This window comes from Fannyhessea vaginae DSM 15829 (assembly GCF_000159235.2).
Lineage (GTDB): Bacteria > Actinomycetota > Coriobacteriia > Coriobacteriales > Atopobiaceae > Fannyhessea > Fannyhessea vaginae.
On record NZ_ACGK02000005.1, the window covers coordinates 59,660 to 72,891 of the forward strand.

Annotated in this window: 9 protein-coding genes, 1 tRNA gene and 1 pseudogene; all 11 read right to left on the reverse strand. The window is 43.8% G+C overall.

Annotation, left to right across the window (positions count from 1 at the left end; genetic code table 11):
* Nucleotides 1–157: 157 nt before the first annotated feature.
* Nucleotides 158–517 (reverse strand): 50S ribosomal protein L20, encoded by a 360-nt coding sequence (rplT, locus tag HMPREF0091_RS06035; RefSeq protein ID WP_006303444.1) that lies wholly within the window; start codon nt 515–517, stop codon nt 158–160.
* A 51-nt stretch (nt 518–568) separates the two neighbouring features.
* Nucleotides 569–763 carry a 50S ribosomal protein L35 gene (gene rpmI, locus HMPREF0091_RS06040; protein WP_006303445.1) on the reverse strand — a complete coding sequence of 65 codons (195 nt, stop codon included), beginning with the start codon at nt 761–763 and terminating at the stop codon, nt 569–571.
* A 17-nt stretch (nt 764–780) separates the two neighbouring features.
* Nucleotides 781–1,356, reverse strand: a complete 576-nt coding sequence (gene infC / locus HMPREF0091_RS06045) for a translation initiation factor IF-3 (RefSeq protein ID WP_081462125.1) — start codon at nt 1,354–1,356, stop codon at nt 781–783.
* A 285-nt stretch (nt 1,357–1,641) separates the two neighbouring features.
* Nucleotides 1,642–1,728, reverse strand: a tRNA-Leu gene (locus HMPREF0091_RS06050).
* A gap of 118 nt (nt 1,729–1,846) precedes the next feature.
* Nucleotides 1,847–2,563, reverse strand: a complete 717-nt coding sequence (locus HMPREF0091_RS06055) for an MBL fold metallo-hydrolase (protein WP_006303447.1) — start codon at nt 2,561–2,563, stop codon at nt 1,847–1,849.
* Nucleotides 2,564–2,718: 155 nt separating this feature from the next.
* Entirely contained in the window at nt 2,719–5,109 is a 2,391-nt protein-coding gene (locus HMPREF0091_RS06060) for a RelA/SpoT family protein (protein WP_006303448.1), read from the reverse strand.
* Nucleotides 5,102–8,644 (reverse strand): single-stranded-DNA-specific exonuclease RecJ, encoded by a 3,543-nt coding sequence (gene recJ, locus HMPREF0091_RS06065; protein ID WP_006303449.1) that lies wholly within the window; start codon nt 8,642–8,644, stop codon nt 5,102–5,104. The genes HMPREF0091_RS06060 and recJ overlap by 8 nt, the downstream gene beginning before the upstream one ends.
* 11 nt (nt 8,645–8,655) lie before the next feature.
* Nucleotides 8,656–9,630 (reverse strand): protein translocase subunit SecF, encoded by a 975-nt coding sequence (secF, locus tag HMPREF0091_RS06070; protein ID WP_006303450.1) that lies wholly within the window; start codon nt 9,628–9,630, stop codon nt 8,656–8,658.
* Nucleotides 9,623–11,116, reverse strand: coding sequence for a protein translocase subunit SecD (gene secD, locus HMPREF0091_RS06075; protein ID WP_006303451.1), 1,494 nt, complete (start codon nt 11,114–11,116; stop codon nt 9,623–9,625). The genes secF and secD overlap by 8 nt, the downstream gene beginning before the upstream one ends.
* Before the next feature lie 118 nt (nt 11,117–11,234).
* Nucleotides 11,235–12,755, reverse strand: a complete 1,521-nt coding sequence (locus tag HMPREF0091_RS06080; RefSeq protein ID WP_006303452.1) for a hypothetical protein — start codon at nt 12,753–12,755, stop codon at nt 11,235–11,237.
* A pseudogene (locus tag HMPREF0091_RS06260) lies at nt 12,742–13,232 on the reverse strand (MBOAT family O-acyltransferase); the annotation flags it as partial. The gene HMPREF0091_RS06080 and the pseudogene HMPREF0091_RS06260, both read right to left, overlap by 14 nt.

Here is a 13,232-nt window from a genome sequence, read left to right on the forward strand (position 1 = left end):
TTGTTTCTTACGATGATTATACAACATTGTATTGGCATTGCATGCGCATTAGTAAATACGGGCTATAAGAAAAACCCGACCTCATGCAAGATCGGGTTTTAGCGATAACACTAAGTAATGGCAAATACTAATCGTATAGCTACTACTATTCGTATGCCTACTCTGCCAATGCTTTTTTAGCAACTGCAGCCAAATCAGCAAAGCCTTGTTCGTCTTCGCAGGCAATTTGAGCCAAAACTTTACGGTCGAGCTCAACACCGGCAACTTTAAGACCATGCATAAAAGTGCTGTAAGAAAGATCATTCAAGCGAGCAGCAGCATTAATGCGCTGAATCCAAAGACCACGAATCTCGCGCTTTTTATTACGACGGTCGCGATATGCATACTGAAGAGAATGCTGAACTTGCTCTTTCATACCGCGGAAGGTACGAGAGCCTACTCCGTAATAACCCTTTGAGCGCTCTACGAGTGTTTGACGCTTTTTACGACCTGCAACTGCGCGTTTTACACGTGCCATATCTCATCAACTCCTTAAGAAATTTTCTTCAAAAGACGCATGTGCGTCAAACTAATTGCCCATACGTTGTGATACAACTTGAGCATCTGCACTGGAAACAAGAGTTTCTTTACGGAAACCGCGAATACGCTTTTGAGACTTCTTAGTTAAGATGTGGCTCTTGAATGCTTTAGCACGCATGATTTTTCCGGTTCCTGTACGGCGAAAACGTTTTGCCGAACCTTTGTGAGTTTTCATCTTAGGCATAACTAGCTCTCCTTTTACTACTCTTCGCTCTTCTCAACCTGCGCTTGATCTTGACGCGGAGCTTTCTCATCAAAAGCACCCTTAATGGGAGCAACAAGCATGTGCATATTGCGTCCCTCCATTTTTGGCTTTGCCTCTACCGTTGCATACGGTTTTAAATCGGCAGCCAAGCGGTCCAAAACGTTTTGTCCCTGTTCGGGATGCGCCATTTCACGGCCGCGGAACATGATAGTAATCTTGACACGCGCTCCTTTTTTCAAAAAGCGCATAACATGATTCTTCTTGGTGGTGTAGTCGCCCACATCAATTTTTGGACGAAACTTCATTTCTTTGACCTCAATTTTAACCTGCTTTTTACGAGCAAGCTTTGCTTTGCGGTCTTGATCGTACTTGAATTTGCGATAGTCCATCACCTTACATACAGGAGGCTCTGCTCCCGGTGCAATCTCTACTAAATCGAGATTTTGTTCATCGGCGATCCGCTGAGCATCACGAACACCAAACAAACCTAACTGAGAACCATCAACACCGATAAGACGACAAGTACGTGCTGTAATTTCGTCATTGATGCGAGTTGCGTCGTTCTTGGCTATCTTCTACACCTTCCTTTCACATAACCTAAACCTTAGGTAACGCCCCATATAGAGCATAACAACAAATGTCGGCATAAAAAAACCCGACACAAAAGGTCAGGCATAATTATCATACATAACGTGTATCATATTTGCTTGACCTGATAGCTACATTGAGCGCCATAAGGTGAGAGCCGTAACAGCTCCGCTTTATCTTTGCTTACAATACGCTTTTACATGCTTATTTTCAAGCTTTTTGCTAAAAACCAGGCGAAATCATAATCTAAACATACTGAAAAGCATACGTGGTGCCCGAGGTGAGACTCGAACTCACACTCTGTTGCCAGAAATGGATTTTGAATCCATCGCGTCTGCCAATTCCACCACTCGGGCACGTTTGCAACACCGCTTGATAGGTGCGTGTAAAAATATAGCACATCACAGGCTTTTGGCAAAGGTTATTTTTTGCTTATTATATGTGCAAGTTCGCATACAAGCTATTTACCAGCACTTATGCCTTGTATTGCTGCAAAAACGGATTATGTTCAAGTTCTTTATACATCCGCGATGGGTCACCGTGCCCAGGAAAAATATGTGAATTGGGGTCAAGCTCGCGAACAATGCGCTTTAAGCTTTGCTGCATTAAGCGGTCGTCACCGCCTAGCAAATCGGTACGTCCAATACTTCCCTTAAAAAGAGTATCTCCCGTAAACACCAAACCTTGAGCCTTACCTTGACCGATAATAATAACACTTCCGGGCGTATGACCTGGTACCGACATAATCTTAAACGACGCTGCACCCAAATCAAGCACCATTGAATCTTCGAGGTAAAAATCAGCGTGCGGTGCATTTGCTTCGTAGGTATATCCAAGCTCATCGGGTCCTTGTGCCGATAAAGCGCGATCTTCATCGGCAGCGGCAATGCCATAGCGTGCACCCGTAAGACGGTGGAGCTGTGCCACACCACCTACATGGTCGTTATGCCCATGAGTTGCAAGGATATAGCGAATGTGCAACTCTTGAGGTAAATGTTGGGCAATAGCTGTCCCCTGATCTCCAGCATCGATAATAAGTCCTACATGTTCACCATTGTCAATGGACTCGTATAAATAGCAGTTAGTGCATAAAGGACCAACGATAAAACCTTGAAGCTCTTCTAAAGGCTCGGGCATCTGAGCGGATGAATCAGACACGGACGCGTGGGAATTAAGCGTATCTTCCATCATAAAGTACCTCTTATCTTAAGGATGTGAGCACGCACAACAACACCTGTATGCGCGCACAGCTTACCAAACAACGACTTTTGCACGAAAATGTTGTAACCAAACGCTAGCTAGGGTAACGCACTGCAATAACGCAGCCCGCCAAAACAACACACCTCTTACAACATGCGCTTCATTTCGTTTCCTCCTTCACCCGGAAGAATACGACGTGCGTCAAAAACAGCTTGTACACGTTTTACACTTGCAAAGAGCGCAGGCAAACGTGAGGCGTCAGAAATTGCCAGCAAAAAGCGCATCCTCACCAATCCATGAGATGAGGTTTGCGTTGCTGCAGATAAAATATTACTTCCTGCATCGCATAAACTTGAAGTAATATCCTTGAGCAACCCCATACGATCGGTTGCTTCAACCACAATTTCAACTTGAAACTCTGTTGCGCCCGTTGTATCCCATGCAACTTCTATCATACGCTCGGGGTGAGCGTCCAGCCCTTTTTTATTAGGACACGAGCAACGATGAACAGAGACGCCACGTCCACGCGTTACAAAGCCCACGATCTCGTCACCAGCCACAGGATTGCAACAATGCGCAAGATGTACCAATAAATCGGGATCGCCCTTAACAACAACGCCGCAGTTTGCCTGTTTGCGTTTTTTACGATATTGCTCAAATTTTTGTACCGCAAGCGGCAAATCTTGTTCGATAGCAATTTTTTGTTCAGCATGTTTGGCAACAACTTGGGCATGAACAGCGTCAGTGCCTTCGATAGCAATTTCGATTTTATTAGCAACTTGTTTGGTAGAAATTTTTCCCGTTCCAAGTGCTGCTAACAAATCTTCTACGCGCACAAAATCAAACTGGCTCACCACGTCTTCAAGTGCTTTGGTAACACGCAATGTTGAAATGCCGTAGCCTTTTTTACGCAGCTCATGAGCCAAATCCACACGACCCGCTTCGGCATCATCGGTGCGTGACAATGCAGAAAAGTACTTTCGTACTTTAGCTTTTGCAGAAGGAGTTACTACAATATTGAGCCAGTCATGGCTAGGTTTTGCGTTTTTATTGGTAAGCACTTCAATGCGGTCGCCGTTGCGCAAACGATACGTAAGCGGCACAACTGATCCGTTAACTTTTGCACCTACGCAATGATTTCCCACTTCTGTATGTACCGAATAGGCAAAGTCCAGAGGCGTTGAATCTCGACGCAAGCTTACAACCTCGCCTTTTGGCGTAAATACAAAGATTTCGTCCTCAAAAAGATCAAGACGCAAGTTGTGCATAAATTCATGCGGATCTTCTAGGTCTTCATCAACTGCCCAGTCGAGGCTTCGGCGAATCCAGTTTATCTGCGAGTCAATTTCTTCTTCATCGCGCGACATTTTACCTGTACTGCTACCGTTTTTCTTGTACAGCCAATGTGCCGCGATACCATATTCTGCCTGGTCGTGCATTTCAAACGTTCTAATTTGGATCTCAATAGGACGCGCGTCTACACCTACAACTGTTGTATGAAGCGAACGGTAACCATTAGGCTTAGGCATAGCAATATAGTCTTTAAACCTACCAGGCAAAGGATGCCAAATCGTATGCACTGCACCAAGCGCTAAATAACAGTCGCCCACCGATTTGGTAAGCACACGAATGGCAACGAGGTCATAAATATCATTAAAGCTTTTATCTTTTCTCAGCATTTTTTGATAAATTGACCACAGATGTTTTGGACGACCTTGAATCTGAAAATCACTTATACCAACTTTGTGTAATTCTTGTTCAAGCATATGGATTGTACTGGTAATATTTTGTTCACGTTGCGCACGTGTTTCTTGCACCATAAGTGCAACATGCTCATATTCATCGTGTTCAAGATACAAAAATGCTAAATCTTCGAGCTCCCACTTAATAGAGCTGATACCGAGCCTATCCGCCAAAGGCGCATAAACATCCATGGTTTCGCGCGCTTTAAAGTTTCGACGATGGGGCGGAAGCGCAGCAAGCGTGCGCATATTGTGCAAACGATCGGCAAGTTTAATGATGATAACGCGAATGTCTTTAGACATTGCCAAAAACATTTTACGCAGGTTAAGAGCTTGTTTTTCATCCATTGAACTTACTTCAATGGAAGTGAGCTTAGTTACACCGTCTACCAGATCCATAACGGTCTCGCCAAAAAGATTGCGTATGTCATCGAGCGTTGCAGACGTATCCTCAACCGTGTCATGCAAAAGCGCAGCACAAATTGAGTCTTCGTCCATATGCAAATCTTTTGCCAAAATAAAGGCAACTTCTACGGGATGGTTAATGTAAGGCTCACCTGATTGGCGCATTTGCTTTTTATGGTAGGTAGATGCAAAATCATACGCTTCATCTAAACGTTTAACCGCGTCAAAGCCCAAATAGTGCGCACAAATCGAACGAAGCGGACGCCAATTGTCTGCTTGCGGAACACCAGCTTTTCTTACATACGGCTCTAGCTGCCCCTCATTTGACCCAGGCGCATCCGCATGACTTAGTTGCGCTGGATCCTGCTTGTTATTCTTAACATTATTCATGAGCAACTCTTTCGTCTACAATGTTCCCAAATGCAGGAAGGATAGGTTTTTGAACACGAGCGAGCATCTCGGCGCGCGTTGCCGCGTGTGCCCACGCACTCATTTGATCAAACTCTTCCCACATACGCAAGCCTTCAACATAGCGTATCGACTTCTCAAGCATAACAGGAATCGTGGGTAAAGTGTCTGATAAATCAAATATATCAGCATGATTAAAGGTAAGTGTTACACGCTGTAGGGCAACATCGGCTTGAGAAAGGGTATGCGCGTTGTAATCAATAAGCTTCAATTCTTTAAAAATCTGCAAAGCAGCTTCGATGGTAGACACACTATATGCAGGTGCATGCCCCTTTTCTTTTTGCGTGCGAGCGTGAAGTACTTCGTTTGTGCGCTCTGTACGAGCGCACTCAGAATCGGATTTTTCACATGCGACTGAACTACAAGATGCGCCATGTGAACGGGAAATATCACACCAAGTTGTGGCGTCTTGTACGTCTTTAAGCAAAACAGTTACGGTGGCTACGGTAGCGTCCTCATCGTGGGAGTCTTTGGGCAATACCTTGGAAGCCACCCCTTTTCGCGCGGTTTGCACAAGTGCTGTATAAATGCACTGCAAATCATCTGCACAAGGAGCAGTTGTAGACAAGATATATCGTGCAGAAGCAATATCGTGTTTGGTGTAGAGAGCATAAATTTCAGATGGTTTATGATCTCTTCCAGCGCGCCCACTCATCTGATTAAAATCGTGCGCAGTAAAGGGCATATTATACAGAACAACACGGCGAATATCAGAAATATTAACTCCCTCGCCAAAAGCACTGGTAGCTATAACTGCAATAAGATCACCTGCGCGAAAAGCCGTTTGCACTTGTACGCGCACATCTCGCGATAAACCAGCATGGTAAAACGCAATTTGTGGTGCAAATTCAGGTAGACGATGACGCAAAATATGCACAAGCTGCAAAGCTTTTATACGGGAATTAACATACACAACAGTTTTTTCGCCGTCGGCAATAAGGTTAACCAATATCTCGTCACGATTGCTGGCGTTGCGTCTATCAATAATATCTAAATTAGAGCGCTGGGAATCGTCCAAAATAACATGCTGTGCACGTATGTGTGCAAGTCGTAAAATCTCACGAGCACAATCGGTAGAAACCGTTGCGCTGACTGCCAAGGTAACGGGATTACCAAGCACGTCAAGTACCTGCGGCATACAACTATATGCGCTGCGTGTACCACGCTTTGCTTCGGCCATATGATGAGCTTCATCAAACACAACAAAAGCAGTAGTACCTGCAAACTCGTGCGCGTGAAGTGCCAAAAACTCGGGCGTGGTCATTACAATATCGCAGGTTCCATCTTTAATATGTTGATAGATCTCTAAACGCTTTGACTGGGGCGTTTCTCCGTTAAGTACGCAAACGCGCACGCCAAATTTTGAGCACACATCACTTATATGATAGCTTTGATCGTTTACAAGGGCGCGCAACGGATACACAAAAATGCTTAAACCCTTACGTTTAATTGCACACATACATGCAAACAGCTGAAAAATCAAAGATTTTCCTCGACCGGTTGCCATAACGCACAAACAGTTGTTGTTGTGCCTAAGCATGTTAAGCGCATATGCTTGAACAGGCAGGAGCGCATGGTCACCGATGAGTTGTGTCCGCAAAAAGTTTTCAAGCTCATCATCAGTTTTTTGCTCAAGTTCGCGTCTCAATGCCAGCGACTCATGATTAAGCTCACTATCAAGCTCTCTTTGAGGAAGGCTCAGCCGAGAAAACGCACAGGTATCGCAATGTGCATGTTTGGTATCCTGTTTGCGAACAATAATATCTTTAATCATGAGCTTAGGCTTAACGCGACCTTGCCAAACCTCATTAACAGGGTTAAAGACAATATCACAGGTGTCGTGTAACGACATAAGATTTTGAATATGAGATGCCTTAAAAACAATGGACGAGAGGCGCACTTTGTGCTGCTGTGCAACAAAGCGCATATGATTATTATGAGCGCCAACACGCATTTTATTGCGCATTTCAATGTTGTGAGCTGCAAAAATTGGACGCTCGTTGCCCGATCCAAAAGGTTGCAACATTTCTAAAGAATCAAGATCTGATACGGTAATTTCGGACAAATCAACTGGTATAACCAGTTCACGTGGTGCATACAACGCCGAGGCAGGCAAAGCGTCGATCGTGCGTTCAACGTGTTGGATTATGGTAGGAAGAATATCAGGCGAACACGTAAATCCTACTGCTGCAGCATGTCCACCAAAACGAATAAGCTGCGATCCAAACCTCTCAACAACGTCAAAAAGATTAACGTTGCCAACGCTTCTTCCCGAACATTTTGCACTACCTTGGGCAATTGAGCACGCAAACGCGGGCAATTCATAAGCACGCGCAAGACGAGAAGCCACAATGCCTATAACGCCTTCATTCCATTGCGAACTTGAAACAAATATTACATGTTTTTGCTGCTTAACCACATCTTTTGCCTGTTCAAATGCTTCATCGCAAGCCTTTTTCTCAAGATTTCTACGGCAAATATTTAATTCTTCAAGCTCATTTGCATACGTATATGCTTCACTTAAACTTTGTGCCTGCAACAAATTATATGCTGTTTGAACACGATCAAGCCTTCCTGCAGCGTTAAGGCGTGGAATCAAAGAACTTGCGAGCTCCTCGGGCATCGTGGCATGAATATCAATTCCGCACACACGAGCAAGAGCACTTAAGCCCAAACGGCTTGACGCACGAATACAACGAATACCTTCGGTAACTAAAGCGCGATTTTCTGGGGTAAGCTTTACACGATCGGAAATAGTTCCAAGCGTTGCCACATCAAGATAATCTTTCCATAGATAAGGCTTACCGTATGCAGCACCAAGCACATCAACAAGCTTAAGCGCAACACCTGCGCCAGCAAGTTCGAATGATGCGCACGATGGGTTAAGCTTTGGATTTGCGGTGGGAACCACGGGAAGCGTTTGCGAAGTGGGTTCGTGGTGGTCGGTAATAACCACATCTACACCATGCTGAATACTATATAAGCACTGCTCATGTGCATCAATACCGTTATCAACGGTAATAATAAGATTGGGGTTATACGCCGCTACAAGACGGTCAAACGCAGCCTTAGAAAGGCTATAGCCCTCATGAACGCGGCTTGGAATAAACGGATACACGCATGCGCCAAGCGTTTTAAGTGCATCGGTTAAGAGTGCTGTTGCACATATACCGTCTACATCAAAATCACCAAACACCACAATACGCTCATGTGAATCAAGCGCATGCTGAACGCGGTCTGCCACGGCTGCTAAACCTGGAATAAAGAGCGGATTTACCCAATCACGTTCAAGCGAAGCAATTAAAAAGCGTTCGATCTGTTCTTGTGTAGTATAGCCGCGCGATACCAAAACACGCGCAACAAGCCGAGGCAATCTGCACGTGTTTATAAGCTTATCTTCAAGCTCAAGATCTCTGGATAACAGTTGCCAGCGATTATGTTGCGTTGAACCAATCATAAGGCTCTCAACTAACGATTACGAGCTACACTGTTAAGTTCGTCGTGATTAAGCTGTTGCGTATGACTTGCATATTTTTGCTCGATACGAGCCCAACGCTTTTCGCGAGTTTTCCAAATAGCTAACAGCGGAGAAGCAACTCCAAAACTTGACCATGTACCCAAAATTTCTCCGATGAGCATAGCAAGCGCAAAGTCTTTAAGCGTTTGACCGCCAAGAACAAGCATAATTGCAACTGGTACCACAGAGGTGATCGTGGTGTTAATAGTACGAACAAATACTTCGTTAATTGAGAAATTACAAATTTCATAATAGGTATGATGAATGCCATCGTGGAGATGTTTGGCGTTTTCGTCCATACGGTTAAATTCAACAACCGTATCGTAGAGTGAATATCCCATAATGGTCAAAAGTGCAGCTACCACGTTAGGCGTAATAGGCGTTTGAGTCCATGCATAAATTCCCAAAGTAATTACAAGGTCGTGAATAAGCGCGATAACTGCGGTAATAGACATTTTGAATTCGTAACGAATTGAAACGTACACAATGATCAAAACAATTGCGATACAAAATGCAAAGGCAGACGCGCGCGTGATATCTTGACCCCAGTCAGGACCGATCGTAGTAACGGTATACGAATCGTCGGCAAGACCCAAGCTTTTTGCAGCAGCAGCAGCGTGAGCATTTGCAACTTCGGGGTTTGTGGTGTCAGAGCGCACCAAAAATCCTTGTGCTGCATCGGAAACACTGGTTTGAACAACGGGATCATTCTCCCCTGCTTGAAGCAGAGCGTCACGCATAGCAGCTATTGTTATAGAGCCCGTATCGTGAAAATCAATGGTAGTTCCGCCTTGAAATTCAATACCAAACACCAGGCCTTTAAGAACTAAGCCTACAACAGCTAACACTACCAACACGCTTGAAATGCTTAAGAACACACGACGGTGAGGGATAAAACTGATTTCTTTTCTAAAATGACTACGCATGCTCAACACCTCCTTTTTGAGCAAGCTCGTCTCGTTTGCGCTGCGCCTCGTCTACATCTTGTGAAACACCCCAAAAACGAGGATGTTTTTCAATGGCATGAAGCGCGAGTAAGCGTAAAGCCGGAGCTTTAAAGAAAAACATGGTGGCAATATCACACACAATACCTAAGGCAAGTGTGAGACCAAAACCTTTCACGGCACCAACTGCAACAAAGAAAAGCGAAAGTGCCGTAACCATGGTAACAGCATCGGCGTCCAATGACGTCATAATTCCGTGCTTTGAACCCGAAACAGCTGCGTCTTTAATACGTTTGCCCATACGAATTTCTTCGCGGAAACGTTCAAGAACCAAGATAGAAGAATCGGCAGCCGATCCTGTAGTTAATACAATACCTGCAAGACCAGGCAATGTAAGCGCAAACGCACCAAAATGAGAAAGCAGTGCTAAAAGGCCTAAATACAATACAGCAAAGACTGCTAAAGAACCCATCGTAAGCAAACCAAGTGCACGATAAAAGATAAACAGGTAAATAATAACAGCCACGGCTCCAACGGCAATTGCAAAAATGCCCTGATGCAGCGAATCTTGACCAAGCGTTGGACCAACAACTCTACTTTCTGAGTAGCTAAGCTTAACGGGTAGCGAACCACTATCAAGCACGGTCTTAAGATCTTTTGCCTGCTGAAGTGTAAAGTTACCCGTAATGGAAACCTGACCGCCCGTGATTTCATTTTGAACCGCAGGGGCTGAATACACCTTTCCATCCAAGGTGATTGCAATACGACCCTTGGTAGGCGCCAGTTCGCGCGTGACATCAGCAAATTGCTTTGAACCCTCATCATCTAAGGAGATGTTAACAGAGTAGCCACCTTTTGCATTTTGCGTGCTTTGTTCTACCGATGTTTTTACAATGTGAGAACCATCCAAAAATGAGGTATAGGTATTATCTTCAAGATCTACACCTTCGGTACCTGCTTGAAGCTTAAGTAATGCATCAGCGTCACCAATATCGTCTAAACGAACAAACTGCAGATTACCCGTTTGTCCAATCGTTTTAATAGCAGCTTTTGCATCGGTTGCGCCTGGAATTTGAACCAGAATAGAGGTTGCACCTTGTTGCTGCACCGTTGTTTCGGAAGCGCCTAACGCATTCACACGCTTTTGAATAATATTGGTAGCGATTTGCATTTCCTCGGCCGAAGGGGTTGATCCATCGGGGCGCGAAGCGGTCATAATAACCGATACACCGCCTTGAATATCAAGACCCTTTGTGATTTTCTCACCAAGCGGTGTAAAACCAATAATGGCAACTACCAGCACAATCACCAACAATACCAAGGAAGAGATCCAACGGCGTTGATGAGGTGTTATACGCGTTTTCCGCGAGAAATTTCTTCTACGCTGAGATGAGCCGCGCGAGATGTCCTGACCATTCCATCGTGCAAACCCCGAATGTTCTTGACGAGGTTTTATGTCTTTTATCATAGTAGTCTCTTTCGTAATCTTTGAGCACTCACACAAAATTATGTAAAGATATACAACGAAACTTAATTATAAACAAAAGTAGCTTAAATCTCATGGCAAACGAGTGCACAAATTATATTCAGACAACCGTAATTACTCTCGTTAAACCACAATCTTGATCGCTTTGTATTAGAGGACGTGATTGTATATAGAGAATATATTTTCCTTTTGTCTTAGGCTTCCAGGTAAAATCGGTCTCGCTGCTCCAGTCACGTATTACCTCGGTGGCAGTGGGATCATAATTTTTATATGCCCTGTACATAATATCGTAATTGGATAAGTTTTCTTTAACTTTGCGCGCGACAATCCTAAATTCAGGAGTGATCTTGTCGTTGTGACATGAGTCAATATGTATGTTTTGCTCGCCATCTTGAGCAGAAATTGTGCACGAAACATGCTGAACTCCAGGATAGCTATTGCGACAATCCTCCCATTGATCATAACGGTAAAGCAGTTCGTTCATACGAGCATCAGGATCTGTATTCGATAAAATATCAGCTACCAAAGCACTTACACGGTCAGCACCGCTGGAATTAAGGTGTTCCACATCGTAAAACTGTAGTAACGAAGGACGATACTGATTATCTTTAACTAAGTTAAGATCTATGTACCGTGAACCATATTTTTGTGCTAGAGCCTCAAGCGGTTTCATCATAGAAGGATACACACCCTTGTCATTTACAAACACAAAACTAGGATATGGCGTAATAACTGTGATGAGCTCAATATTGTGTTCCTTACAATACTTGCAAATTTCCTCATACGTTTTCATATGTTCGTCTGAAAGCTTGCCAAACTCAAAGGGCGTTAGCGTGCCTTTACCCAAATCAACACCATGGTCAAACCATTTAGTATTACTCGAGTAATTACCATATCCATTTGCGTAATAATGCCAGGTATGATAATGAATAACAGAATCTGCAATTCGATCAGTTGAAGATAATCTTTGTGATAAATTGTTCAACGGATCAGATTTACGATTGACATGATAACCCCACAGAACAGGGTAATTAAGGGAGTCACGCTTACCAAAATAATGAGGGTCAAAAACCGTTTGTGATACATCTTTTAGATAGTACGGCAATGATAAGTCGCTTAAATAACCCGTTGAAAAAATGGCATGCCTTTTAAGATCAGTTTCGTTTGGGTCATCCCAAAGACTTTCATGGCGAAGCCCTAAAATAACGCGAGAAATTCCTCGTGTTTCGTGAGTTTTTTTAATGGCATGAAAGCTATCGTGCAAGCTTTGAAGTGGCACTGCAACGGTATAGGTAGTTGTATGAAGCTTATCATCCAAAATAGTAGGATTGATTGTACGTTCAGCATAAGACGATCCCGTAATAATAGTGTCAACATGAGAGGCTTTATTAAAGGCTTCCCATGAAATGAGCGACCATGATGAGTACGGAACAAACGCACACATTAAAGCTACATTGATAAGACAAAACACAATCATAAAAATCAGCGCGGCTACGCAACGGCGAATAACACGCTGCTTAAACGAAAAAGAGGAAGTCTTTGATTGATCGTTTTTCAAGGAGGCACACGCAACCTGAGAAATGCTCGTATCAGTGTGGTGTGTGAGTTTAGTAATTGGCATACATAAACCCTCCGTGATTTGAACTTAAGTAGCTTGCAAATACCAGTACTAAAAACACGGCAATATAAAGTGCATAACGCGCTATGTGGTGTTGCTTATCAAAATATGCGAGAGTATTCCCACCGCGTTCGTTGATGAAGCTTACTACAAAGACCACTACACACATTACAAAGCTCAACGCAATGGCAAGGATCTGGTCCTCTTTAATGCCTATGCTATAAAGTGTTGGATAAAGCATATGTGCATGAAACGAGAACACCGTGTTGTAAAGACAGGTAAACGAGGTTTGTGCATCAAAGATACGGTCGAAGTACCAGCCAATGTTTACCACAATGAAGCAGCGAATAACCGAGAATACATGGTAGCTGCGAGTTTTTTGGTTAATGTGCAACAGATGTGCTAAGCCTTGGGTAAGAGGTTTTGCAATATCTGATGTGGCAATTACAAGACCGTTATAGAGTCCCCACCAGATAAAGT